The sequence below is a fragment of the Azospirillum sp. Sh1 genome (assembly GCF_008365135.1).
GTDB lineage: Bacteria > Pseudomonadota > Alphaproteobacteria > Azospirillales > Azospirillaceae > Azospirillum > Azospirillum oryzae.
This window is the reverse complement of record NZ_VTTK01000005.1, coordinates 20470-46449: the sequence shown is the minus strand read 5'-3', so window position 1 is coordinate 46449 and position 25980 is coordinate 20470. Positions and strand designations below refer to the sequence as shown.

The 25980-nt window shown below is 63.4% G+C and carries 17 protein-coding genes; 7 read left to right on the top strand and 10 right to left on the bottom strand.

The window, feature by feature from the left end:
* Positions 1 to 82: 82 nt before the first annotated feature.
* Genes FZ029_RS07410 through FZ029_RS07395 form a run of 3 tightly spaced genes read left to right on the top strand, consistent with a single transcriptional unit; the run spans position 83 to position 7037 of the window.
* Complete coding sequence (locus FZ029_RS07410) at positions 83 to 2392, top strand: glycosyltransferase family 4 protein (RefSeq protein ID WP_149268667.1); 2310 nt, start codon at positions 83 to 85, stop codon at positions 2390 to 2392.
* Positions 2393 to 2427: 35 nt separating this feature from the next.
* A complete protein-coding gene (locus tag FZ029_RS07400; RefSeq protein WP_188051849.1) occupies positions 2428 to 5091 on the top strand; it encodes a glycosyltransferase in 2664 nt (887 codons plus the stop codon).
* The gene (locus tag FZ029_RS07395; RefSeq protein WP_149268664.1) at positions 5088 to 7037 is read left to right on the top strand and encodes a glycosyltransferase; all 1950 of its coding nucleotides are present in this window, start codon (positions 5088 to 5090) and stop codon (positions 7035 to 7037) included. The genes FZ029_RS07400 and FZ029_RS07395 overlap by 4 nt, the downstream gene beginning before the upstream one ends.
* A 15-nt stretch (positions 7038 to 7052) precedes the next feature.
* Here the strand turns inward: FZ029_RS07395 and FZ029_RS07390 are convergent, their stop codons facing one another.
* The 9 genes from FZ029_RS07390 to FZ029_RS07350 all read right to left on the bottom strand — a co-directional run bounded on the left by FZ029_RS07390 (position 7053) and on the right by FZ029_RS07350 (position 21181).
* Positions 7053 to 8099, bottom strand: coding sequence for a GDP-mannose 4,6-dehydratase (locus FZ029_RS07390; protein ID WP_149268663.1), 1047 nt, complete (start codon positions 8097 to 8099; stop codon positions 7053 to 7055).
* The gene (gene gmd, locus FZ029_RS07385) at positions 8096 to 9160 is read right to left on the bottom strand and encodes a GDP-mannose 4,6-dehydratase (protein ID WP_149268662.1); all 1065 of its coding nucleotides are present in this window, start codon (positions 9158 to 9160) and stop codon (positions 8096 to 8098) included. Before gmd ends, FZ029_RS07390 begins: the two co-directional genes overlap by 4 nt.
* Positions 9161 to 9427: 267 nt before the next feature.
* On the bottom strand, positions 9428 to 11086 hold the full coding sequence (locus FZ029_RS07380; RefSeq protein ID WP_149268661.1) for a sulfotransferase: 1659 nt from the start codon (positions 11084 to 11086) through the stop codon (positions 9428 to 9430).
* Positions 11087 to 11284: 198 nt separating this feature from the next.
* Positions 11285 to 13441 (bottom strand): glycosyltransferase, encoded by a 2157-nt coding sequence (locus FZ029_RS07375; RefSeq protein ID WP_188051848.1) that lies wholly within the window; start codon positions 13439 to 13441, stop codon positions 11285 to 11287.
* 40 nt (positions 13442 to 13481) lie between these two features.
* Positions 13482 to 15812, bottom strand: a complete 2331-nt coding sequence (locus tag FZ029_RS07370; RefSeq protein WP_149268659.1) for a glycosyltransferase — start codon at positions 15810 to 15812, stop codon at positions 13482 to 13484.
* Between the two features lie 66 nt (positions 15813 to 15878).
* Positions 15879 to 16832 (bottom strand): GDP-mannose 4,6-dehydratase, encoded by a 954-nt coding sequence (locus tag FZ029_RS07365; protein WP_149268819.1) that lies wholly within the window; start codon positions 16830 to 16832, stop codon positions 15879 to 15881.
* A gap of 123 nt (positions 16833 to 16955) precedes the next feature.
* Entirely contained in the window at positions 16956 to 18197 is a 1242-nt protein-coding gene (locus tag FZ029_RS07360; RefSeq protein ID WP_149200299.1) for a class I SAM-dependent methyltransferase, read from the bottom strand.
* Between the two features lie 71 nt (positions 18198 to 18268).
* A complete protein-coding gene (locus FZ029_RS07355; protein ID WP_149268658.1) occupies positions 18269 to 19750 on the bottom strand; it encodes a mannose-1-phosphate guanylyltransferase/mannose-6-phosphate isomerase in 1482 nt (493 codons plus the stop codon).
* A gap of 468 nt (positions 19751 to 20218) precedes the next feature.
* Positions 20219 to 21181, bottom strand: coding sequence for a class I SAM-dependent methyltransferase (locus tag FZ029_RS07350; RefSeq protein WP_149268657.1), 963 nt, complete (start codon positions 21179 to 21181; stop codon positions 20219 to 20221).
* Positions 21182 to 21745: 564 nt separating this feature from the next.
* Here FZ029_RS07350 and FZ029_RS07345 point away from each other — a divergent pair.
* The 3 genes from FZ029_RS07345 (at position 21746) to FZ029_RS07335 (ending at position 23393) form a co-directional block, all read left to right on the top strand.
* Entirely contained in the window at positions 21746 to 22051 is a 306-nt protein-coding gene (locus FZ029_RS07345; protein WP_149200296.1) for a hypothetical protein, read from the top strand.
* A gap of 119 nt (positions 22052 to 22170) precedes the next feature.
* Positions 22171 to 23061 carry a hypothetical protein gene (locus FZ029_RS07340; protein ID WP_149268656.1) on the top strand — a complete coding sequence of 297 codons (891 nt, stop codon included), beginning with the start codon at positions 22171 to 22173 and terminating at the stop codon, positions 23059 to 23061.
* Positions 23062 to 23105: 44 nt separating this feature from the next.
* A complete protein-coding gene (locus FZ029_RS07335) occupies positions 23106 to 23393 on the top strand; it encodes a hypothetical protein (protein WP_149200294.1) in 288 nt (95 codons plus the stop codon).
* A 37-nt stretch (positions 23394 to 23430) separates the two neighbouring features.
* On the opposite strand, the gene FZ029_RS07330 is transcribed toward FZ029_RS07335, so the two are convergent.
* Positions 23431 to 24408, bottom strand: a complete 978-nt coding sequence (locus tag FZ029_RS07330; protein WP_282184130.1) for a GDP-L-fucose synthase — start codon at positions 24406 to 24408, stop codon at positions 23431 to 23433.
* 158 nt (positions 24409 to 24566) lie between these two features.
* Between FZ029_RS07330 and FZ029_RS07325 the strand changes: the two genes are divergently transcribed.
* Positions 24567 to 25922, top strand: coding sequence for a hypothetical protein (locus FZ029_RS07325; RefSeq protein ID WP_149268654.1), 1356 nt, complete (start codon positions 24567 to 24569; stop codon positions 25920 to 25922).
* Positions 25923 to 25980: the final 58 nt, after the last annotated feature.

The window sequence follows — 25980 nt, the reverse complement described above, 5'->3', positions numbered from 1 at the left end:
GCTGTGGGATTCCCCCCTGCGTGCCTTCCCCAGTCAAAGACCGCTCCTGGTGTGGCACGACCGCTGTCCCGGGAGAGGAACGATGAACGCCATCAGCCAGATCAGGGCTTCCGCCAACGCGGCCGCCACCTATCAGGGCCGGCTGGAGTTCATAACCCTCAACAAGGTTTACGGCTGGCTTCTCAACCAGAGCAATCCAGCGCAGGAATGTCTGGTCGATCTCTATGTCGATGGCCGTTTCCTCGGCACGCATGCGTGCAACGAGCATCACGAGGCGTTGAAGGAACTGCCGGAGCGGAACGGCTTCCTGGGATTCAGCATTCCCCTGCCCACCGCCCTGCTGTCGGCGGAGAGCTGCACCATGGACGTCCGGATCCACGGGACGGCGACATCGATCCCGGGCTCGCCCATCGTGACCGACGTCAACCGGACGGTGATCGACACCGCCCTGTCCGGGATGACGGCGGAGCGCCACGCCATGTGCGTGAAGGCGCTGTCGGAAACGATGAACCACACCCGGCGCTGCCGGGGGCGGAAGATGGATCCGCGCCTGATGCAGCCCGCCGAGGGTTTCGAGGGAGCGGAGCTGACCATCGGCGCCTTCCTGGCGCACCAGCTCTATCGTCTGCGGGAGACGCAGAACTTTCACCTGCACAGCGCCGCCGACGTGGCGCATTTCCTGGTTTCGTGCGCCGAACGCTTCGATCTCGCCGAACATGCCTGGTGCCCTCTGCCGGCCGACGTCACCGCCTATCTGGCGGCGGGGGAGGAGGACGCCTCCGGCGTCTTCCATTCGCGCCTGCTGTCGGCCTATCGGCTCAAGTCCGGCGAGATTGCCAAAAACGAGATTGCCGGAAGCGAGACCGATGTCCTGTGCGATCTGACGCATTGGATGTTCGGCAAGGCCCGCCTGCCCAAGGATGCGCTCGCCGCCCGGCATGTGGAGGATTTGAACGCTTCGGCCGGAATCGACGAGCCCGGGCTGATCTCGCGCTTCTATGCCGGGATGCACGCCCGCGACCCCGCCCTGGCTTCGGCGCTCGACCTGCGTGACGAGCGGGCGCTGTTCCCGCTGCTGCTGGTGATCTCGCTGTGGCTGATCCGCTGGAACCTCGACGACCTGTTCCTGAGCGAGCCTGTGCGCGCGCTGCTGAACGCTCCTGTCCGGCATGACGGCAAGGTGATGAACGGGCTTGCCTATTTCTACACCCGCCTGGGCGTGCCGGGAGCGGAGACGCTGAGCCTTTCCGCATTGTGCCAGCGGCAGCGCGCGCATCTGGTGCGCCATCTCCCGCGGACCGCCCGGGCAAGGGGCGTCAACCTGTTCGGCTATTTCGACGGCAGCACCGGCATCAGCCGCAACGCCCTGTTCTCCCGCGATATCCTGCAGGATGCCGGATATGGCGTGACGATGCCGATGATGTCGCTGCCCAGCCACCATGCCGGCGAGGAACTCTACCCGATCAACCTGATCCATTTCGGTCTGATCGGCGCTCCGGGCAACATGATCAATCATGGGCTGGAGCGTTTCACCGGCGCGTACAACATCGGCTTCTTCCTGTGGGAGACCAGCGCCCTGCCGCGCTCCGCCCACCTGACGTTGGGGTTGATGGACGAGGTGTGGACGATGTCGTCCTTCTGCGCGGAAGCTCTGGGCAGGCATTTCGCCGGGCCGATCCACGTCCTCCCCAACTGCGTCGACGAGCGGGTGCTGAAGGCGGCGGAAAGGGTGCGGCCGGCCGGCGAGCCCTTCACCTTCTATTTCTGCTTCGACGCCCGCAGCTGGTACACGCGAAAGAACCCGGTGGCGGTGGCCCGCGCCTTCCGGAAGGCCTTCCCTGCCGGGGATGGGGTGAGGCTGGTCCTGCGCATCCGCTACCGGCAGACCAGCAGAAGCATCAGCGACCTCGCGCACAAGCTGGCTCTCGACCGGATCGTCGCTCACGACCCCAGGATCATCGTGCACGACCGCGAGCTGCCCTACGCCGCCTCCCTGGCGGAGATGCGATCCTGCGACTGCTACGTCTCGCTGCACCGGGCGGAAGGCTTCGGCTATACGATGGTCGAGGCGATGATGATGGGCAAGCCGGTGATCGCATCGCGCTATTCGGCCAACCTCGACTACATGACCGACGAGACGGCTTTCCTGGTCGACGGCCGTGAGCAGCATGTCGGGCATGACGAATACCTCGACGTGACCCCCGGTTCGCGCTGGTTCGATCCCGATACGGAGGCGGCGGCGGCGGCAATGCGGCAGGTCCGGGACAACCCGGAGGAGGCCGCAAGACGCGCGGCCGCCGGGACGGCCCTCGTCCGCAGCCGCTTCTCCCGGCCGGCGCTGCAGGCGCTCTATGCCAAACGGATGGACGCTGTCTTGAATTCGGCCTACTGAGACAGCGCACGGAGCGTTGTGGGAAAAGACCGGAGATGAACCGCAGTCTGAACGAAGCATGGGGTCCCGCACCGTCACAAGGCCATGCCGTCCCGCCACGCACCAGCCTTGACGACGTCTTCAACGGCTACCGCCTGTTTCTGGGCCGGCACCCGCGCAACGCCCAGGAGGCGATGGCCGCCGTCGATTGCACGCTTCCGGAGTTCTTCGGCCAGTATCTGATGCGGGGGGAGTTTCTGGGCGGTGTCGCCGACGGCCTGACCGGCCATCAGGTCCTGCCGCATGTCACCCTGGCCCCGGCCCCGGACGATGCCCTGGCCCGTTGGGCGACGGACCGGCTGCCGCTGTCGGCCGATGGCCGCGACCGCCTGTCGGCAAGCCGTTCCTGGCGGTTCTGGCTGCTGACCATCCTGCGCGACGAGACCTTCCACGCCATGCTGCCCGCCGCGGTGGCCGACTGGTTCCTGCGCAGCGGCCTGCGCGACCGGGTCGCCGCCGTCGAACTGGCGCCGACCCGCCAGCTCGTCGGCGAGGTCTCCCACAGCAGCGCCGGCACCATATCGGGATGGTGCGCCAATACGCAGGATTTCTCCGAACGGGTGGTGCTGGAACTGTCGCTGGGCGGCCGTTTCGTCGGTGCGGTCCGCTGCGACCGCTTCGTTCCCGGTCTGGGGGAGCGGATCGGCGGCAGCGGCGAGCATGGCTTCGTCTATGACATTCCCCGGGAGCATGCGGAGCTTGCCGCCCGTGGGGCGACCTTGCGGGTCTGCGACGCCCATTCCAAGGCCCAGTTCGGCGGCGACATCTACGTCAAGGCGAACCTGCCGGGGGCCCTGGACGACCTTGGCCGCATGCTGTCCGCCATCCAGTCGGTCAAGGACCTGCTCGCCAATCTGGAGCAGCATCTCCCCCACGCGATCCGGCAAGTCAGCCCGCCCCCCTCCGCCTATGGAGAGCTGAAGGCGCAAGCGATCCTGTCCTGCAACCGCCCGGCCATCGGGCGGGACGCGACCATGGACACCGGCACCGGCACCGCCGTCAACGTGATCCTGCTGGAAACGGCGCTCGCCGCGGCGCCGGTGCGCCGGCTGCTCGCCTCGCTGGAGAGCCAGCGGCAGGACCGCTGGACCCTCACCGTGCTTGCCGCAGGCGGAGAGGACGGGGCAGACGGCAGGGCGAATGGCCGGACGGCGGCATCGCTCGGCGACGAGATCGGCGCCCTGATCCATCCGCTGGAGGCGCAAGGTCGGGCGGTGGTGGCCGCCCCCGCAGCGCTGCCGCGCCTCGTCGCCGGTCACCCGGCCCTCGCCGCCGGCGCCCATCTGGTGGTCGGATGCGCCGGCACCCTGCGGGAGGACGCGATCGCCACCCTCCTCGCGGCGCTGGAGCCCGGCACCGCGCAGCAGGCCGCCGTCGCCTACAGCGACCACGACACCATGGTCGATCCCCGCAACGGGACCCCCCGTCAAACCATTCCGCTGTTCAAGCCGGACTTCGATCCGATCATGCTCCTGGCCTGCGACTATGCCGGCCCGATGGTCATGGTGACGCCGGAAGCCCTGCTGAAAGCCTTCGCCATCGCCAATGGGGAGCCGCCGTCCAGCCTGCACGACCTAATGCTGCGCCTGTCCGACTGCATATCGCCGGACAGGGTCCGCCACATCCCGTCGGTGCTGTACAGCCTGGAGCAGGCCGCCGACCCGCGCAGCCCCGACGGCCTGCCCCGCCTTCTGACCGGCGACCCGGCGGCGGTGGAGGCCTGGGCCGGACGCCGGGGTCTGGCGATGACCGTGCGGACGGCGCCGCTGGCCGGCGATGACGGCCAGACGCTGGTCGAGCCCTGCGGGATCGATCCGCGTCCCGCCGCATTCCCGACGGTCAGCGTGATCGTGCCGACGCGCAATGCCCCGGTGTTGCTGCGCAACTGCCTGGATTCGCTGCTCCGGGTCCGGCAGGCCTATCCGGCGCCGATGCAGATCCTGGTGATCGACCACCAGAACGAGGACCCCGACAGCGTCGCCCTGATCGCCGCCATGCGGGACCAGCGCAATGTCGACGTCATGCCCTATCGCGGCCCCTTCAATTGGGCGGACATGAACAACCTCGCCGCCGCCAGGGCGACGGGCGAGGTCCTGGTCTTCCTCAACGACGACACCATGGCGGCCGATCCCCGATGGCTGAGCCGGGCGGTGGCGACGCTGGGCCTGCCCGGCGTCGGCATCGTCGGCGCACGGCTGCTCTACGGCGACGGCAGCATCCAGCATGCGGGGATCGTCACCAGCATCGAGCAGGGCGCCATCCACGAGACGGGCGGTGACGCCGGGACCGGGAGCGGATATCTGGGGCGCAATCTCATCCTGCGTTCCGCCGCCGCCGTGACGGGAGCATGCCTGATCACCCGCCGCACGCTGTTCGAGACGGTCGGCGGTTTCGATGCGAGCTGGCCCACCAATTGGAACGACGTCATCTACTGCCTGGCTGCGCGGCGGGCGGGCTGGCGGGTGGTCTATGATCCGTCCGCCTGCCTTTATCACTTGGAATCGAGAACCCGCGGCTATTTCTTCGGGCAGGCTGGCAGCGGTACCCACCGGAGCGACCTGGACCGGTTGCGGGCCGAATGGGGCGCCCTTCTCGACGACCCCTTCCATAACCGGGCCTTCAACCGCATGGCCGCACCGTTTACGAGGATGATGCTGTGACTGGACATAATTCCGATGCCACTGCGGCGGACGATGCATGGCTCTCCGGCATCAAGGAAACCATCTGGCTGACCAGACCGGACCTGCGCCAGCTGTACGGCGAGGACCGGGCGCGGTTCGAGACGTGGCTGCTCCTGGGCGGCACCCATGAATACCGGGCGCTCGCCGAGGCCGGCCACCGCTTCCCGACCGCCCTGCTGAGCGAACCGGCGCCGGAAGCCTTGCCGGGGGTGCAGCCGGTGCTGACCGGCCTGATGAAGCAGATCTGGACCCTGCGGCCCGACCTGCAGACGAATTTCGACCTTGGAACCCAGGACGGACAGCAACGCTTCGTCTGGTGGTACTTCACCTACGGCATGTCGGAGATGGGGCTGGCCCGCTTCGTCACCGCCGAGCAGAAGCGGTTCGTGAACGATCCGGCCGACGACCTGGACCGGTCCGGCGATGGCGCGCTGCTGCCCGTCACCCGTCTGATGCGGTGGCTGTGGCTCCGGCACGCGTTTCTCCAGGACGCCTTCCCCCTGGACACGCCGCAATCGCGCGCGACCTTCGTGCTCTGGTACTTCACGACCGGCCTGACGCAGTTGCGGCTGGAAGAGCTGGTGGACGACCGCCAGATGCAGGTCCTGAAGCGGCCGGTCTCCGGTGTGCCGATGGCGTGGGCGATGCTGCTGTCGATCGATCCGGATCTGCAGAAGCGCTTCGGCACCATCGAAAACCCGGCCTTCGCGCAATGGGCCACGACCGAAGGCCCGAAGACGCATCCGCTGATCCGGCTGGTTGCCGCCACGGACACTCCAGCCGCTCCGGCGATCAGGCGCCCCGCCGAGCTGCGGCCCGGCATCAACCTGATCGGCTATGCCCGCGGCCAGTTCGGGATCGGTGAGGATGTCCGCATGGCGGCACGCGCGCTGCAGGCCGCCGGCGTTCCCTTCAGCATCTACAATGTCGAACCCGGCGCCGACGTCTGCCAGGGCGACGACAGCGTCGAGGGGCTGATCGCCGACGGCCTGCCCTATGCCGTCAACATGCTGTGCACCACCGGGATCGAGACCGCCCGGCTGGCCGCGGTGGAGGGCCGGCGCCTGTTCGACGGGCGCCGGACCATCGGCTATTGGCCCTGGGAACTGCCGGAATGGCCCGCCGTCTGGCGGCATGCCTACGACCTCGTGGACGAAGTCTGGGCGTCGAGCCGCTATACCTATGAAGCCTTCACGAAAAGCAGCCCCAAGCCCGTTCGCCACATGCCGATGGCGGTCACCGTGGATGCCACGGCCGGGCTGACGCGGCGCGACTTCGGGCTGCCGGAAAACCGCCTGCTGTTCGTGTTCGCGTTCGACACCCTGTCGCACCTGTCCCGCAAGAACCCGCTGGCCTGCGTGCATGCGTTCCAGCAGGCCTTCCCGCTTGGCAGCGAACCGGTCGGGCTGGTGGTCAAGGCGATGCGCGCCACTCCGGAACAGCCGGTCTGGCAGGAGGTCCTTGCGGCGGCGGCGGCCGATCCCCGGATTTCCATCATCGACCGCACCCTGAGCCGGGGCGCCGTTCTGGACCTCTACCGGGTGTGCGACAGTTTCGTGTCGCTGCATCGCGCCGAAGGATTCGGGCGCAACATCGCCGAGACGATGATGCTGGGCAAGCCAGCCATCGCCACCGGCTTTTCCGGGAACATGGACTTCACCACGCCCGGCACCGCCGCCCTGGTCGACCATGTGGTCCGCCCCCTGGCACCCGGCGAATACCCATTCGGCGACGGGTTGTCGTGGGCGGAGCCGGACGTCGGGCATGCCGCCTGGTGGATGCGCCGGCTGGCCGAGGATTCCTGGCTTCGGCGCCGGCTTGCCGACCAGGGGCAGTCGCTGGTGACGGCGACCTATGCACCGGTGACGGTCGGTGCCGTCTATGCGGCCCTTTTCGACCGGACGTTCGTGCGGGGAAGGTTCTGAAGCGGGGGCTCCGATTCAGGCCGGAACGGCCAGCGGAATTGACATCAGATTTTCAGCCGGACTGCCAGCAGGATTGCCCGCCGGGCTTCCGTCCCGCCGGCGGATCCGTTCGGCCTCGACCAGCTTGGCGACGACGCCCGGCATGGTCGTTTCCGCGCTCCACCCCAACAGGCGGTTGGCCTTGCCGGGATCGCCGACGCTGTGCGTTATGTCGGCGGGGCGCCGCAGACCGGGATCGATCTCCACATACCGGCGCCAGTCCAGCCCGAAGCAGTCGAAGACGAGCCGGACGAACTCCTCCAGCGTGTGCAGCCGGCCGGTGGCGATGACGAAGTCTTCCGGCTGGTCATGGGCCAGCATGCGGGCCATGGCATCGACATATTCCGGCGCCCAGCCCCAGTCCCGTGCAACGGAGAGGTCGCCCAGACACAGCCGGTCGGCCTTGCCTTCGGCGATGTCGGCGGCGCCGCGGACGATCTTCTGGGTGACGTAGCGGGCCGGACGCAACGGCGATTCATGGTTGAACAGGATGCCGGAGCAGGCGAACAGCCCATAGGCCTCCCGGTAGTTGGCGACCGCCCAGTAGGCCGCCGCCTTGCCCACGCCATAGGGGCTGCGGGGATGGAAGGAATGGGTCTCGCCGGCCGGTCCATGCTCCGTATTGCCGAAGCACTCGCTGGACGACGCGTTGTAGAAACGGGTGTCGAGCTTGAGGAAGCGGATGGCTTCCAGGATGTTGACCGTACCGTGGACGATGCTGTCCAGCGTTTCCACCGGCTGGTCGAAGGACAGCCCGACCGAGGACTGGCCGGCCAGATTGTAGATTTCGGTCGGCCGGACCTCCTTGATGACCTGCGCGACGCTGCGGAAGTCGTTCAGGCCGGCGGAGTGCAGCGGCACCCGGCCGAACAGGCCGAGCCGCCGCAGGTTGGCGAAGGAGGACGCCTCGCGGTCACGCGAGGTGCCGTGAACAGCATAGCCACGCCGGACCAGCAGGTCGGCAAGCCAGGACCCGTCCTGGCCGCCGATTCCGAAGATGAGGGCGGTCCGCCCGCGGCTCATTCGGCGGGCTCGACCGGCTGGGCACCGGCGATGGCGGCCATGTCGGCATCGACCATGTCCCGCACCAGATCACGGAAAGCGGTGGTGTGGGTCCAGCCCAGCTTCGCGCGCGCCTTGCTGGGGTCGCCCAGCAGCAGGTCGACCTCGGTCGGGCGGAAATAGGCCGGGTCGACGCGGACCACCACCTTGCCGGTCTTCCGGCAGATGCCTTCCTCGTCCACGCCCTCGCCGCGCCACTCGATCCCGCGGCCGATATGGCCGAAGGCCAGTTCGACGAAGCTGCGCACCGAATGGGTCTCGCCGGTGGCCAGGACGTAATCGTCGGCCTCGTCCTGCTGCAGGATGCGCCACATGCCCTCGACATAGTCGCGCGCATGGCCCCAGTCGCGCTTGGCGTCCAGGTTGCCCAGATACAGGCAGTCCTGCCGGCCATGCTCGATGGCGGCGACGGCGCGGGTGATCTTGCGGGTGACGAAGGTCTCGCCGCGGAGCGGGCTTTCATGGTTGAACAGGATGCCGTTGCTGGCATGCATGCCGTAGGCTTCGCGGTAGTTCACCGTGATCCAGTAGGCGTACAGCTTGGCGGCGGCATAGGGGCTGCGCGGGTAGAAGGGCGTGGTTTCGCGCTGCGGCGTCTCCTGCACCTTGCCGTACAGCTCCGAGGTGGAGGCCTGATAGAAGCGCGCGGTCTTCTCCAGGCCCAGGATGCGGATGGCCTCCAAGAGGCGCAGCGTGCCGATGCCGTCGGCGTTGGCGGTGTATTCCGGCGTCTCGAAGCTCACATGGACGTGGCTCTGGGCGGCCAGATTGTAGATCTCGGTCGGTTGGATCTGCTGGACCAGGCGGATCAGGTTGGTGCTGTCGGTCAGGTCGCCGTAATGCATGAAGAAGCGCACGTCCTCTTCATGCGGGTCGCGGTAGAGATGCTCCACCCGCCCCGTGTTGAACGACGACGACCGGCGCTTCAGCCCATGCACCGTGTAGCCCTTGGACAGCAGCAGTTCCGAAAGATAGGCACCGTCCTGACCGGTCACGCCGGTGATCAAAGCGACCTTGGACACAACGTTCGTTCCCTTAGTAATTGGCGAAACCCTAAACAAAGTTAGAGCCAGCCTTATAAATTATTCCGCAATGCATGTGCATGTAACATAATATATGATAAATCTCCACCTGTCCATCACGCCCGAAGCACATGATGTATTCTTACAATTTGCCTCCCAATCTATTCGATGTCCTTTATATTCCAAGTCAGATTCCTTTGGTTATCTCCAAAGAAAACCATCTTTGGACGGCCACATTTGTGCGCCACTGTCACCCCGCTCCGGCCTTCATGAGAAAGCCAAGTGAGTGAGACCGACACCCAGTTTTCTGGTGTCGGCCGAATGGCCGTTATCCGCCAATGAGACCGCATTCTGGATATCGAACGTAATTCGGCAATTCCATAGTCCATACCCTTCCAAATAGGACAATGGAATTTCAAGCGTCATCGAGTTTTGAGCCTCCAAATGCCCAAGCGGCAGGACTTGTTCACTACGAACGAGTGTCAGACATCCTGGTTCATCCTCACTTGAGAAGGTCAACCATCCCAAATCTTCGCCATTACGCCAGACACGCACGGCGAAATCACTCATCCTGCAGGGTGAAAGGATCAGCGTTACCGTCACCTTCGATGGTCCGGCACCGGGTTGAGCGGAGAAGACGAGTTCAGCCGCTTCACTGTCGGACCAGACGCCCCACGGCTCGACGATGCTCCAACCATTCAGCAGAAAACGGCGGCTCGACGGCGACGACATGTCCTGACCATCGCCACACCTGACCAGTGGGGCGAAGACGGATAGCGCCTCGATCCGCTTGGAAGAGGCGGGCCCAGTCAGATCCAACGTTGGCCAAACCGCTTCGATATGCCCGAACCAGGAGTGGGAGACGGTCTGCTCCTCGCTCGAAAGGGCATATCGACGCAGACTTTCCGGAATGGATTCGAACATATCCATACGCAATGGCTCTTCTAAGCCAAGAAAATCCACGATGCCCTTGCTGATTTTATCGCGGCTATTCTGTATATCCTCATACTTTATTAAAAACACATCATCATCGAACCGCTCAGCCACAGAACGAAGATCCATGAATAGCCTCGACGTCTCCTCACACTCCTCATTGATATTGCGGATCGGCCAGACGTCAGCACCCACCATTGCCTTATTCCTCCTAGCAATGGAGGAATTCACAACATCGATAGGATTTCTGACCATTATAATGATTTTCAGATTTCCAAGCTTATCTTTGATGTAATCGATATTAGCCAAATCAAAATAGTTTGGAGTTTTACACCCCATAATTTTTGGGTTTTTCTTGCCAGATGCAAGTGAGAACGTATGGTTGAGGATTGGCTTGAGCAATTCCTCTGTAGGCGCTCGCTCACGGTACTTCAACTGTATTGCAAGCTCTCTGGTGGCGCGGAAGGTATCCACGCCATCGGACAAAGACTTCTGGCTTGAAAGAGCTTCGATATGGTGAGGCTGATCACTGGCGGGCTCTGATGGATTGCTGTCAACCGGTTCCGGGGACGAACCAGCGCCATCGTCCACTGGTTTTTCGTCCACCAGTTTTTCGTCCAACGGCTTTTCCGGTTGATGTTCCGGTTGAATCCGCTCCACGTAATCCGTCAGCAGACGGTGATAGTCAAATATCCCATCGACCTTTCCGACCAGTTCATGCATCGGATATTCGGCGAATACCACGATTTCGGACGACTCATTGAGAATATCGGTCATAACCGTGGTCCCACTGCGGGCAACGCCGGTTAGAACCAGATAAGTCACGCTCTCGCTGTCATGACCAGCGTCGGAGTGGCCGCTCGCGGGGGATTGCTCAGGCACGCTCGCCCCCGGAATAACCCGACCTGCACTTCTCTTGAAAGAAGAAAGCCGCGAGAAAAATGAGCCTTTTTTACCCGACACTTTCTTATCAGAGAAGCATCCGCTCTTCATAGCTATACCAATAATGTTATCATAAGCCCTTACTTTGCAAGCAAGGCTTAGTTGCTACTTTAAGTTTGTAGCACTTGCTCAAAATCTTTTTCAAGAAAAATTGCATGCCGATGAGTGATCGGCCCGAAATTTGCTCCTGCATCTGACATTCCGGGCCGACAATTCGAACGCGCTTTCCTTTTTGAAGACCAAGCTTGCCTAAAGCTGCTCCGCCACCACGGCAGTCTGTTTAGCTCTCTCAAGCTCCGGCAGCACTGTCACCAATGGGAAAGCGAGACGTTCAAGCCAATTCTGCAAACCATTGCTCAGCGAGCCGGCGTTGCTCAACTTGCTGAGATAAAGCAAATATTTTGCTTTTTCGACAACGCTCCTAAGCTCTTCCGGCGCGACGACCGACGGCTCCTCCTTGCGCTTCCCAAAATTGACGCGTAGAGCAAAGGAGATAAAGTCCGCACCATCGAAATCCATCAAATCCTTCAAAAGAGAACGAGAAGCGCTTTCCGATGTTAACCTCTTAAGGAAGCTTATCTTTTTCTCATTAAAGACATCAAAATCCAACATATCGAGCATATATCTACGCCATTCATCAGCCTTTCTCTTTTTCGCTTCATCAGAGTTAATGAATTCACTGATGATAAATTTCCTCGCCTCGATGGATTTTTTTTCTGCAAGCCAATCTCTATACCCCTTTGAACCACCATCGTCGGGAGAACGATCGAGAACGATTTTGTAGCAAAGCTCTATGAAGTTCTCGTTGCTCGCATCAAGAAGAGAGCGCATCGCTGAAATGCTGGTCTCTATCAGGACATTTTTGTCCTTGCGGCAATCCACACCCGCATATTCTTCGGAGGCGCCCCGAGAGTCATAGGTGATCTCTGGGCAGCTCTTGTAGAACACCATGCCGCTGACCCATTTCTGGAGTCCATCGACACCATAAGCATTGATGAATTCTCGGCTGGAAACCATAAGGAGAACAAGATCCAGCTTGGAAGGCGAACTCCTCTCCCATTTTCTCATCCAGGAGACCACTTCCGAGCCGATCGGGGCTCTCCCGAACAGCTCTTTGAAGCAATCATAGACGAGAGCAGCACCTTCGCTCTTTTCGAGACGATGGAGCGCCTTCGCAGTTACGAAACGCTCGTTGAAACCGACTGTCGAGCCCTCTTCCCCTTCCAGGGCAACATACCCATAGGCCTCGTAAATCCAATCCGCGGCTCTCTGGGCGACACCCTTCCACGTCGGCAGTGCCGACGGAACAATTTCGCGGCGCTTTGCTTCGGCGAAAGCGGGATCGAGGAAGGCGCGGACGGCCTTCTCAAGATTGTCGAAATTCACATCAATAGCCAGATATCCGCCGCTTGCGAATTCCAGGGCCGGCAGGTTCTGCGAAACGATTGCCGGAATACCGGCCCGCAGCCCCTCCAGCAGCGGAAGCCCCAGCCCCTCTTCCGTACTTGGATAGAGCAGCGCCGTCGCATAGCTCAGGACTTCGCGGACCTCGTTGTCGGCCGCCCCCCTTTCCCACGAGAACAGGGGCTGGCTTTCTGCGAGCTGCTGCAAGCGATCAGCCTCGTCCTCGCTGATATTGCCGGCCTGACCGACAAAGGTCAGACGGACTTTGCAGCCCGAAGCCCACAACTTTTCGAATACGTCAAGAACGAGGAAATGCTGCTTGCGCAACTGGACGGTACCGATGAAGACAAACTCCGGACGCGCATTGTCCGGCCTGTTCACGGTATCTTTGAAGACCTCCGATCCCCCACCGAGGACGATCGGATTCTGCACCGCCCTGCGAAGGATACGGGTCTCGAAGGTTGCCTTGGTCTGGTTGGAGAGGAAGCCTAGGTTTGGAACGGTGCGCAGAAGACGCAGGTATCCTGTGATGCCGTAATGGGAACAGTCGAGATGCGGGAAACAGTCAGGAGACAGCCAGGATATAAAGTCATACGTCATGACGTAGACTTTGTCCGGGAACTTTCCAACAACGATCGAGTAGAACCAAACCTGCGTCCAGTTATAGGTCGTCTCCGGAAGGAAAAGACCGGCGGAAATCGGTATATCTTCTATATCGATAAGACCCATACGCTTATCGACGCAGGACTTTATTTTATTCGAAATAACCAGAAGCTCTTCTTCCTGATCACAGAGGAAAAACTCTTCCAGGAGGGAAAAGATATCAAACGTAATAATATTGAGTCTTGCCTGATCATCGACGATGACCGGCAGAAGAACCCGGTCTTTCGGCCAATTCCGAGCCAGCTCGAACACATACCTTTGAATCCCGGTGCGCGCAGGCCATGAAAGGAACCAGGTCAGATCGAACAGAACCGCATCTTTTATAATGAACGCTGACATTCCCATCTCCGCGCAAACGCCGATGTTTTCAAAGCGACAGTTAAACAGATTCCAAAAGCGCTATCGCATAGTGCTCGAAGCTATGCTTGTTGACATAGCGATCACGCTCTTCGGACACTCGCGCGTAATCAAGTCCTTGCTCGTGAATATTCAGAATCTGCTCCGCAATGAGCGGAGGACTGAGAACATCGGGAACGCGCCGGACATAGGCGGGGGACTCCACGGATTCCGCGATGCTGTTGTTGGCGATTGTGGCGATGCCGGCAGCGGCACATTCGGCGATGGCGCCACTTCCTTGACCGAAGCCGATCTTCCGGAGCTGGATGCCGCAGTCCGCGGCCAGAAGGAATTTCCGGTAGATATCGTCCGACGCGTAGTCACCGAAGAAGTGAACCGCATGCTCGACGCCGCAGAACCGCGCGTCGTTCAGCAGTTTCTCCTTATAGTCCGGATCGATGCCACCGACGAAATACAGGTTCGCCGGAATCTTCCAGTCCTGCAGTTCGCCGAGAGCGAAGATGCATTCGGTCGGCCCCTTGACCGGAGCCACATAACCGAAGGTGGCGATCGACAGCGCGTTCGCAGACAGGTTCAGCTCGGATCGGATCTTCTGCCGCAGCTCCGGATCCAGATCGGCGTCTTCGAACAGCGGCGGGATGGCGAAGGGAATGTATTGAGGCTGGCGCCGGTACCGGTTGACGATCTCGCGCGCGAAACCAGGGTGATGAACGATGATGTCGCTGGCCGCCCCGATGACATCCTCAAGGAAAAGGTTGGGAAGGGTGCGCTGATCCCTGAGCCAGAGCTGCACGTCCTGTTCGGCGATCTCGCGTCCGATCATCCGGGTCGCGAGGGCGTTGAACTGTGGCGTCAGTCCTCCCATCGTGGTGAAGTAATATTCGAATAGACGGGAGTCGTGGATGATCGCCGTCCCGCCGCACTCCAGCAGACGGTTGATCATGGGCGTGTGGAAATGCGAATTCCCGATCACGAAATAGGTTCGGTCGTAACCGCGCCCTATCCGCTCGCTCGTCGGCAGCAGCCGGACGCCGGGCAGCGGCGGAGCATCCGCCGGCGCGACGTCGCAATAGACGTCCACCTCCGCATGCCGGGAAAGCGCCTTGATGGTGTTGAAGGAGTAGGTGGCGACGCCGCTCTTCTGCGGCGGCCAAGGCGTCGAGATGGCGAGGCGCGGACGCTTGCGGCGCAGTGGGGCCGGGGCCGGAACCGCCTGCTTGGCCGAGATGGCCTTGTCCATGGCCGCCCAGAACCGGTCACGCACAGCCGACATGCGGAAGCGGTCGACGCCCTCCTGCTGCCGAGCCTTCAGACGGGTCCGCCCCGCTGCATCCAGCCCGGCGATCGCCGTCAGCTTCGCCAATGCGTCGTCGGCGTCGGTGCGCTTGAAAATTGCTTCTTGGGTGGAGACCAGTTCCAGATGCGCATCGCAGTCCGACACGAGCGCGATCGAACCGGCGGCGATCGCCTCGACAACGGGCAGCGAGAAGCCCTCGATCAGGGAGGCGACCACCGTCGCAAGGCTTCCGCGGTAAAGCGCAGCAAGCTCCGTGTCGGACACATGGGGCAGGAACGTGATCCCGTCGGCCCGTCCGCCGCAGTCCCGGTAGCGTTCCGTCAGGGCGTCACGCATGGCGTATGGATACTGCCCGCCAATCACCAGGGGAACGGCGCCTCCGGTCCTGGCCGAATACCGCCCGGCCAATTCGACGACCAGATCCGCGTTCTTGCGGGGGTCTCCCCCACCGACGAAGGCAAGGTATTGCTCTTTCTTCAGGCCGAACTTGCGCAGGACGGCATTCACCGTGTCGGCCGGCAGGCTGTCGGCTTCATAGAAGTCGTCGTGGACGCCCACGCCGGTCATCACGATCGACTTTGCCGGGACCTTGCAAATCTCAGCCAGCCGCCTGCCCGAATAATCCGAAATCGGGAAGAACAGCTCAAAATTGTTGAGCGCGGAGACCTGCTTGCAATAACCGTCGATCGCTTCCTTGCTGCCCAGATATCCGTAATGATCCCAAGGAATGAAGTCGTAGATCAGCGATGCGCTCACCAGCGGATTTCCGACGTCCGGTCTGGTCGCGAAATCGGTGCTGTCGGTCATCGGAGACAGCGATACGATTGACGCCGTACGGTTCAGATTCCGCGGGAACCCGTACAGGACCTGATCGAACAGCGCCTCGTATTCGGGGGGCAGGGGGGGCAGGCTGCGCGAACAGCAGGCGACCAGAACATATTTGTCATCGGCCGACGGCCTGATGCACATGTTGGAGGAATGACGGCCGACCCCACGGTACTTGTAATTGGGATCCTGAAGGCAGCGGGCATCAAAGAAAATCTTATGTCTTTCCACTTTGAATTCCTGTCGGCCTTATCGTGGGGATCGCAAGGGAAGAGTTAGCGCGGCGGCTGCCTGATTTTATTTGGGCGGCATCTGGTGTCGCCAATGCTCCAGTATGTCCTTCAACGTGTCCTCCCAGCGGTGGACCGGCTCCCAGCCGAGCAGGGTCCGCGCACGGCCGGCGTCGCCCAGGACCAGTGGCGTGTCGCTGGGGCGCATGTGCCGCTCGTCGACCGCCACCTCGATCGGGGTGTCCGCCAGTTGGAGCAGCCCCTCCAGCCCGTCCCGGATGCGCCGGGGAACGCCGGAGGCGATGTTCAGGACGATGCCGTTCGGCAACCGGCCGGCGCGCTCGACGATCATCCGGTAGGCATCGACCACGTCCCGGACATCCAGGAAGTCCCGCTGGCTCTCCAGGTTTCCGACGCGGATGACGGGCGGCTGGAGGCCGTGTTCGATCCGGGCGATCTGGGCGGCGAAGGCGGACAGGGCGAAACGCTCCGCCTGTCCGGGGCCGATGTGATTGAAGGGGCGCACCCGGACGATCTTCAGGGCATCGGATGCCATCTGCCCCAAGGTCTGGTCGGCCGCCGCCTTGGTGCAGGCATAGAGGTTCGTCGGCTGAAGAAGCGCTTCCTCGTCCAGCGCCACGCCGCCCTGGAAGGAGCGGCCATAGACCTCGGAACTGCCGACGAACACGAAATGGCCGCCGGGACGGTGCCGGGCCAGGGCCTCGGCAAGGCGCAAGGAGCCGAACAGGTTCACCTGCCAGGCCAGATCGGGCTGCGCCGCCACTTCGGCCAGGGTCGAAATGCCGGCCAGATGCACGATGTGCGTCGGCATGGTCCGCCGCACCGCATCCTCTATTCCGGCCGCATCGGCCATGTCGAAGGCGACGGCATCGGCGCATGCCGGCAAGCCGTTCCGGCTTACGGTCCGGCTGCAGGCGAGGATCCGCCCGCCCGGCGGGAGATGCCGGGACAGTTCCTGTACCAGGAGCCGGCCGACGAAGCCGGCGGCCCCCGTCACCATGATCCGGGGAGGGTCTCCCTCCGCCGATGACCAGAATCCGTCCAAGCCCTGTGCTCCTTACCCTTTCTCGGCATCCTCTTCCGGCCCAGGCTTTTCCGAGCTTTCCGTCCCGGGCCGGCCGCCTCAGATGATCTCGATTTCCGGGAAGGGAATGATCATCTTGCCGCCGCGGGCGAAGAACTCCTGTTCACGCTGGACGACGCCTTCCTTGAAGTGCCAGGGCAGCAGAAGGAAGTAGTCCGGCTGCATGGCCCGGGCCTCGGCCTCGGAAATGATCGGAATGTGGGTGCCGGGGGTGTAGGCGCCGAACTTGTCGGGATTCACCTCGGCGATGGCGATCAGTTCCTTTTCCGTCAGTCCGCAGAACTGCAGGACCACGTTCCCCTTGGTGGAGGCGCCATAGCCCAGCACCTTCTTGCCGTCGGCGGCCAGGGACTGGAGCAGGCGGGTCAGATCCGCGCGGTGGCGGAACACCCGGGCCTCGAAGTCGCGGTAGGGCACGGGCGTGTTCAGGCCCATGCGCTCTTCCTGCTCCAGCAGCCAGTTGATGACCGCGCGGTTGCTGCGGATCGGATTGCTGCGCTTGGCCGCGGTGACGGCGAAGCTGCCGCCGTTGACGCCGTTCATCTGGACGTCGACCACCCGCATGTCGGCCTGGCGCAGGATGTATTCGACCGTCGCCAGCGAGTAGTATTCGAGATGCTCGTGGCAGATGGTGTCGTACGAGACCGTCCGCAGCATCGAGGGCATGTAGCTCTGCTCGAAATGCCACAGCCCGTCGTCGGCCAGGGAGTCGTGCACCTCGCGGGCGAAGCGGATGGGATCGTCCAGGTCGTAGAACATGGCGATCGAGGTGATGACCTTGGCCTGCCGGTCGGTGGCTCGGCGGAACGCCGCGGCCGTGAAGAAGTCCGGCACCAGGGTGATGTCGTCGGGATAGAAGGCCTTGAACTTCAGCCCGGTGGGGTCGATGCCGATGCGCTTCAGTCCGGCAGTCCTGTAGGCCTTCAGCGACGTGGCGTCGTTGGAGCCGATGTCGAGCACCACGTCGCCGGCGGAGACGCCGGCCATGGCCTCCAGGGTCTGGATCTTCTGCGTAAGGTGCCGGACCATCGACTGGTTGAGACCGGACCGGTAACCGTAGTTCTCGCCGTACATCTCGCCGGCATCGTAGGAATGGGCAAGCTGAAGCAGTCCGCTGTCCGGACACCAGACGAGTTCCAGTGGGCCCCGGGTTATCGGGGTTTCCTTGGAGCGCGGGAAGACACCAGTCAATTCCTGGTGACCCAGGTCCAGAACGGAAACCAGATGATCGCTTCCGCTGATCCGGCACTTGGTTATCTTCTGATATCCAACTTTTTCCACAAAAGCCGCCTTTGTTAGTCGATTGCGCCCGGAACCGATACAGTCAAACCTTCGTCAGTGACGAAGAGCGATCAGGATGATTGCAGACTGCGCCCATATCCATCTTCGAAGCGGATGATATCGTCTTCACCGAGGTAACCGCCAGACTGCACCTCGATGAGATGCAGCGGAACCTTTCCCGGATTTTCCAGCCGGTGCGTCTGGCCGGCCGCGATGAATGTGGATTGGTTCTCGTGAACCAGGAAGCTTTCCTTGCCGCAGGTCACCAGGGCCACGCCTTCGACGACGACCCAATGCTCCGCGCGATGGTGGTGCATCTGCAACGACAGCTTCTCGCCGGGATTGACGATGATCCGCTTGACCTGGAAGCGATGGCCCCGGTCGACGCTCCGGTACGATCCCCAGGGACGGTAGACCGTCGTGTGATGGCTGTGCTCGCTGCGCTCGCCGGTTCGCAGCCGCTCGACGATGTGCTTCACGTCCTGGACCCGGCTGCGGTCGGCGACCAGCACCGCATCGTCGGTCGCCACCACCACCACATTCCGGAGCCCGGCCACGGCGATCAGCGGATGTTCGGATCGGACGTAGGTATCCTGCGCGTCGTGAAGCAGGACGTTGCCCTGGGCCACGTTGCCGTCGCTGTCCTTTTCGCCGATGTCCCACAAGGCGGACCACGCGCCGACGTCGTTCCATCCCATGTCGACGGGCACCACGGCCGCGCGATCCGTCTTCTCCATCACCGCACAGTCGATGGAATCGGACGGCGAAGCGGCGAACGCCGCGGACGGCAGGCGGCAGAAAGTCAGATCCCGTTCAGCCCCGGCGAGGGCACGGCGGCAGGCCTCGACGATGCGCGGGCTGGTGCGTTCGAGTTCCGCGACATAGGCCTTGGCGGAGAACAGGAAGATGCCGCTGTTCCAAAGATAGGACCCGTCCCGCAGATAGGTTTCCGCGGTCGCGAGGTCCGGCTTCTCGACGAACTGCTCGACCTTGCGCACACCGTCGCAGCCGTCGGGACCGGACCCCGCCCTGATGTAGCCATAGCCGGTTTCGGGGGCGGAGGGCGTGATCCCGAAGGTCACCAGCGCGCCGTCCGCGGCCGCTTCGGCTGCGGTGTCCACTGCCTGCAGGAACCGCTCGGACGATGCGATGACATGATCCGACGGCATCACCAGCATCAGGCCGTCGGCACCAGCGGCAAGAAGCCGCAGGGCAGCGACGCAGACTGCGGGCGCGGTGTTGCGGCCGACGGGTTCCAGGATGATTTCCGCCGGCCGAACCGCCGCGGCGCGCAGCTGTTCGGCCACCAGGAAGCGGTGCTCCTCGTTGCAGACGACCAGCGGCGGGGCGAAACGATCCCCGACCACCCGCAATGCGGTTTCCTGGATCATCGTCAGTTCGCTTGCCAGCGGCAGGAACTGCTTCGGATAGAGGGAGCGCGACAACGGCCACAGCCGGCTTCCCATGCCGCCGGACAGAATGACGGGGGTGATCGTCGCAGCCGTGCCCGTTGGAGCCGCCGTGGAAGCCGTCTTGCCGTGGTTCCCGGTCATGCGCGCGCACTCCTGTTTCCTGCAGCGGCACAAAGGGGCGAACGACCGGTTCGGGGCAGGTCCTTCAGACCGGCCGGCGCAGGGAGCAGAAGAAAATCATGCCTGCCCCCACAAGAGCCGAACGTGCCGAAAGCATGAGCCCGCATCAGTTTTTCTAGCATGGAGAGTTCCACATAATCGGCTCAGCAGGCCCACGACGAACTGGAGACACTTAATATTCAGTCTCGCGCATTAAATCGGAGGAAGAAAATTATCCTCTGCATACCCTTGATAGGGTCTTGGTTCGGGAAAAGTTCCCTGCGCAATGGCATCACACCATTGTTCATACGTCTAATGGGGCAACCATGCGTATGCAACAACATATTTATGTGTCTTTTTGCCCTCTTGACGGACCTACGAAATCTTGGTGACCGAACGGAGGCTGCAATCTAAGGCGGCGGCACCTAGGGATGCTCCGGCATCGCGCCTTCATGTGGATTTCCTGGCCAGGATGGTGTTGGAGCGCCAGAGCCGGTTCCCGACCAGCTCGTCTTCCGCCACTTCCAGAACGCGCAACCCGGCCTCTTCGAGCAGGGCGAAGACCGTATGCTGAGGCAGGGCGTGCATCTCCATCTTATGGCTGCGAGGATCCTGGGCCAGATAGTCCGCGGCGCGGAACCGGTAGTCGGGCGCGTAGGTCGGCAGCTGGAAATAGGCGATGCCGCCGGGGGCGAGGGTGTCGAGCGCCGTGCGCAGGAGATGGCCCATCACCGGCGGCGGATTGTGCTGGATGACCAGCACGCTGAACAGGATGTCGAAGGCGCCGAGCGTGCCGAGACGGGCGATGGAATCCAGGTGGGCGAGCGAGACGTTGCCCACCCCCAGCTGGTCCAGATGCTCTCCGGCGAGCCGCAGCATGGGAGGGGCGATGTCGACGGCGGTGACATGGCCGACACGGCCGGCCAGCCAGCCGGTGACCCGGCCGACCCCGCAGCCGATCTCCAGGCAGCGGGCGTCCGCCGGCAGCGACAGGCTGCTGCGGGCCAGAAAAGCGGCGAGCCGGTCCACGTCGTTCCGGCCGCTGGCATAGAAGGCGTCCTGGTGCGCGGCGATGTTCGACCGGGTGAAGTTGTCGTTGGTCAGGACGGCCCAGTGGGGTTCGACCTCGGCCAGCCCGGTCCAGCAGAGACCAACGCGTTCCAGCAGGCGGGCCAGGGTCGCTTCGTCCACCCGGTCCTCCACCTCCATCGGCGGCTCCATGCCGGACCAGCGGGTCGGACCGGATATGTCGCCCTCCAGCTTGCCGCGGAATTCGGCGGAGTTCAGGAAGGCACCGCGCAGATCGTCCAGGGTCCCGCATGCGTTCGCCGCATCGCGCAGCACCGTCTCGTTCTCCGGCTCCCGCCCCAGGATCAGGCGGTAGGCCATCCTCACATCGTCGGTCGAAACCACAAGGAAACACTCCCCAACGTAAAATCAACGACGCAATGTAAAATCACGAATTGAGAAAATTCGCATTTCCATTTTCGCCTGCGGGTGGGGCGGATCGGCGGGTTCGGAGTGGCCGGGATTTTGACGGACACTCTCAAACGCGTCACAGCATGAAGATCAACCTCACACAAACCGCCTGAAGCGGCAACTTCCGAGCAGTGCAGTCTATAAAGCAGAACAGTCTATAAATAAGTATACGTATGATTTATCCCGATGCCCGACGCGCATCTTTTCGCGCGGCGAGGACGGACGCCGGCCAAAGCGATGACGACTTCGGAAATATCGGGAACTTGATGGTCCAGGGGGGGGGCCTTCACGGATCGCAATCCAGTTTCACCGATCCTCCATGCCCCTCCCGTTTTTTCAGACGGCGCTTGACAGTCCATTTCGCATAAAGATAGAACAAACCATAAACACGCAAGATTCCGTCCCGATTGCCCCGCCTGGCTGCCGCCACGGCGGGGCTTTTCGCATGGGGCCTTCCGCCCTGCCGAACCAACCCCGAACGACGAGGAGAGAAACGGTATGCCGCTCCTGCCCACGGACGACACCGGCCAACGCATTCAGGCGCTGCGGCCGGGCATTGCGCAGACGGTGCCCATCGGCGCCGCGTCGCACGCCTCCGCCCCCTTCAACGACGCCACCACGGTGATCCGGGCCGTCGCCACCGCCCCCTGTTTCCTCGCCCTGGGCAAAGCGCCGGCCGCCGGTACGGCCGGGCATTATCTGCCCGCCGGGGCGCCGGAATATTTCCGGGTGGTGCCGGGCGAAGCCCTGGCGGCGATCCGGGCCGTCGGCGACGGCATCCTGTACCTGTCGGAGATGCAGTGATGCTGGCCCGCGTCGGCCGTCTGCTCGCGGCGGTGCGGCGTTTCGTCGCCGCACTCGCCACCCGTTCCGGAGATGCGCTCACCACGCGCTCGGGCGACCGCATCATCGGGAGGTGACCCATGTCCGACATCGCGATTCATCAACTCCCCGCCGCCAATCCGCTGACCGGCGGCGAAATCCTGCCCGTCGACGACGGCACCGCCACCTTGCGCACGACGGTCGCCGCCATCCGCCAGGGACTGGCCGCCACCGGACACGGGCATGCCGTGAGCGACGTGGCCGGATTGCAGACGGCGCTGGATGCCAAGGCGCCGCTCAGCACCCCGGCCTTCACGGGTGCCGTCACCGTGCCGGCCGGCAGCGCCGCGGCCCCGGCCGTCTCCCCGGCGGGTGACGGCGACACCGGCCTGTTCTTTCCGGCCGCCAATACGGCGGCGTTGGCCACCGCGGGCATCGAACGCCTGCGCATCGCCCCCGACGGGACGCTCCAGCTCCGGCCCGGCGGCAGCAGCTATCTGGGGATCGTCCCGGCCACGCCGCATCTGGCCGGCAACGTCTCGTCGATCGGGCTGGTGGTTGCGGACGGCGGCGGGGCGTCGGGCGTCTTCGTCCACAACACCCACAACGGCACCTACAGCAGCCAGGAGGTCCGCATCGCCACCGCCCAGGGCGGCACCTCCTTCGCCACCGAACGGGCGAGGGTCGGGGCGGACGGCACCCTCACGTTCGGCGGCGCGCCGGGTACGGAAAGCCTGCGGGTGCTGCCGGCGGCGGGGTCGAACCGCGCCGTCACCGTCGCGGGCAGCAGCGGTGGTGACCCGGTGATCGCCACCACCGCCGGCCGGCTGTCCTTCGGCGCCATCCCCATGCTGCCCAGCTACACGGTCGCCACCCTGCCGAGCGCTGCGGCGCGCGGCCTGATCTATGTGTCCGACGGGGCCGGCGGCAAACGGCTGGCGGTCAGCGACGGAACGAACTGGCGGTGGCCCGACGGGGCCATCGCGTCCTGATCCCTCACATACCGCCCCCTTATTCCCCGAGAAGGAGCATGAAGATGCAGACCACCAGGCAACCCTATGAATTCCTGGTCCGCTGGGACCATACGGGCCGGCTCTGCGGCGCGCATGCGCAGTTCCGCTATATCACCACCGCCGATGACGGCACCATGATCGGCGAGTTCATCGGCGCGGCGGAACCGGTTGCGGTCGCAGGATCGGCCGGCTTCCCGCTGACCGACATCCTGTCCCCCCTGCAAGCCGCGGCACTGGCCGAGCGCGACGCCCTGGCCGAGCGTCTCGCGGAACTGACGGCGTCTGGGGCGGACAGCCCGGCGACAGCCTGACGCCGGAAAGACCCGATCCTGGGGGCCGCGCGCCGGATCAGAGTCCGGCGCCGCGCAGCCTGCCCGCCTTCAGGTTCTCCGCATACCAGCGATAAGCCTGGGCAAAGCCGTCGCGCAGGCTGGTGGGCGCCGTCCAGCCCATGGCGGCGATGCGGCTGTTGTCCATCAGCTTGCGGGGGGAACCGTCCGGCTTGCCGGGGTCGAACTGCAAATGGCCGCTCCAGCCGACGACCTCGGCAATCAGCTCGGCCAGCCCACGGATGCTGATCTCCGCGCCGGTCCCGACATTGACGTGTTCCTCGCCGGAGTAACGTTCGGCGAGGAAGACCAGGGCGTCGGCAAGATCGTCCACGAACAGGAACTCGCGCAGCGGCTTGCCGCTGCCCCACAGTTCCACCGTGTCGGCACCGGTTTCCTTGGCGCGATGGATCTTGGCGATCAGCGCCGCCGCGACATGGCCCTGCTGGAGGTCGAAGTTGTCGCCGGGACCATAGAGGTTGGTCGGCATCGCCGCGATGAAGTCGCAGCCATATTGGCGGCGATAGGCCTGGCACAGCTTGATGCCGGCGATCTTGGCGACCGCGTACCATTCGTTGGTCGGCTCCAGCGGCCCGGTCAGCAGCGCCTCCTCGCGCATCGGCTGCTCGGCGAGCCGCGGATAGATGCAGGAGGAACCGAGAAAGACCAGCTTCTTCACGCCGGATTTGTAGGCGCCGTGGATGATGTTCGTTTCGATCGCCAGGTTGTCGTAGAGAAATTCGGCCGGGCGGGTGGAATTGGCATGGATGCCGCCCACCGTCGCCGCGGCCATGAAGACGGCGTCGGGACGTGCCTCGGCCATCCAGGCCTCCACCTCCGCCTGCCGGCGCATGTCCACCTGGTCGCGGCCGACGGTGAGAATGTCGCATCCCTCGCGGTTCAAACGACGCACGATCGCAGACCCGGCCATGCCGCGGTGGCCAGCCACCCAGACGCGCTTGCCACGCAAGGGGAACAGGAGGGACTCGTCGCTCACACCGGTTCTCGCTTCTGATTCATTACCGCCGCTTCCTAGCATTGGGCACGCCGCCGGTCCAGTAGGTGTCGATCCCCAACTACCATTGTGGATATGGATCCTCCGATCTATACATCACCTCACCATCGGCGATGCACGAAACGAATTGGGTTAAGCCCTTGGTTCATGACATGGCTGACAGAGAAGATGCACTGGGGGAGTGTCGCATGAACCTTGCAATCACCACGTCGAAGCATCTTCTCGTCCTCGATACTGAAACCTTTACGGTGCGCATTGCCAACAGCCGGGCAGGCATCTACTACGGTCTTTGCGCCGATACGAAGGCAGGGGTCCTGTATGTCGGCGCCCGGAATTCCGCCTCCGGCCCCTACGACGAGGTGTCCAGGGCCGGCGAACGGGGCAGCATGCTGGTCTTGAACGACCGGATGGCGGTGATCGCCAATCTGGCGCCTGATTTTCCCCTGCGCGACATGCATGCGGCGACCCTGTTCGACGGGAAGCTGTGGGTGGTCTGCTCCTACGACAACATGGTCGCGGTCCACGACCTGCGGAGCGGAACGTGGGACCGCTGGTATCCCGCCCCCAACCCCGAGGACCGGCACCGGGACGTCCATCATTTCAACACGCTGCAACCGTTCGATGGCCGTCTCCTGCTGGTCGCCCACAATCGCGGCCCCTCCAGTCTGCTGGAATACCATTATCCCGGCCTCGACCTTCTTCAGGCGACGGACATGGGCGTACACACCCACGACCTGCTGATCCGGGACGGGGACCTGCATTGCCTGAGTTCGTTCGACGGGACAGTCCTGGCGAACAGGACAGCGAAAGTCTTTACCGGCCATTACCCGCGCGGCTTCGCCTTCCACGACGGGCGCTTCTATGTCGGCATCTCCACCTTCGCACCCAGGCAGGCGAGAAAGGACCAGTCGGCAACGGTCCGGATCTTCAATGCGGACTGGACCCTGGCCGGGAACATCCGATTACCGGACGTGGGCATGATCTTCCAGATCGCACCGCTGGACGGATTCCCGATCCACACCGCCCATCTGCCGGAACTCCCCGGCGCCGAATTCGTGAAGGGCGGGTACTGCTCCAGCTTTCCGGCTCCGTCCTATGAACTGGGTTCACCGCAGACCGACGGCCTGCTGAACCGGAACGAATGGCACCGGGCCGAAGGAAACGGCCGCTGGACGGCGGCACGCCGGGCCGGCATGAGGATCGTGGTCAATCCAGGCAGCCGCCGGCTGTGCGTAAGGCTGGCGACGCCGGTCCGCGGCATCAAGGTTTCCATCCTTCTCCAGGACACTCCGGTCGCATCCTTCGCCTTCCGGCAGGCGGGCGGCAGGACGCAATGCTGCACCATCCCCGCCGGCCTGACCGGCGAATGCACGCTGGAGATCCGGGTCGATCGCCTCTGGCACCCCGACAAGACGATCGCAGGAAGCGCGGACAGCCGCGGCCTCGGCGTCTTCGTCGAGGAGGTCTGGACTGAGGCCGCCGGCACCAAAATCTAAGGGATCATTTTCTCTTTCAAAAACAACCCTACTTGGCGTTAAAACGCCAATACTTCGG

What these genes read in the sequence shown, in the direction of transcription:
- FZ029_RS07410 (WP_149268667.1), top strand. Translation starts at nt 83, where the DNA reads ATGAACGCCATCAGCCAGATCAGGGCTTCCGCCAACGCGGCCGCCACC.
- FZ029_RS07400 (WP_188051849.1), top strand. Translation starts at nt 2,428, where the DNA reads ATGAACCGCAGTCTGAACGAAGCATGGGGTCCCGCACCGTCACAAGGC.
- FZ029_RS07390 (WP_149268663.1), bottom strand. Translation starts at nt 8,099, where the DNA reads ATGAGCCGCGGGCGGACCGCCCTCATCTTCGGAATCGGCGGCCAGGAC.
- FZ029_RS07380 (WP_149268661.1), bottom strand. Translation starts at nt 11,086, where the DNA reads ATGAAGAGCGGATGCTTCTCTGATAAGAAAGTGTCGGGTAAAAAAGGC.
- FZ029_RS07375 (WP_188051848.1), bottom strand. Translation starts at nt 13,441, where the DNA reads ATGTCAGCGTTCATTATAAAAGATGCGGTTCTGTTCGATCTGACCTGG.
- FZ029_RS07365 (WP_149268819.1), bottom strand. Translation starts at nt 16,832, where the DNA reads ATGGTGACGGGGGCCGCCGGCTTCGTCGGCCGGCTCCTGGTACAGGAA.
- FZ029_RS07355 (WP_149268658.1), bottom strand. Translation starts at nt 19,750, where the DNA reads ATGACCGGGAACCACGGCAAGACGGCTTCCACGGCGGCTCCAACGGGC.
- FZ029_RS07345 (WP_149200296.1), top strand. Translation starts at nt 21,746, where the DNA reads ATGCCGCTCCTGCCCACGGACGACACCGGCCAACGCATTCAGGCGCTG.
- FZ029_RS07340 (WP_149268656.1), top strand. Translation starts at nt 22,171, where the DNA reads ATGTCCGACATCGCGATTCATCAACTCCCCGCCGCCAATCCGCTGACC.
- FZ029_RS07335 (WP_149200294.1), top strand. Translation starts at nt 23,106, where the DNA reads ATGCAGACCACCAGGCAACCCTATGAATTCCTGGTCCGCTGGGACCAT.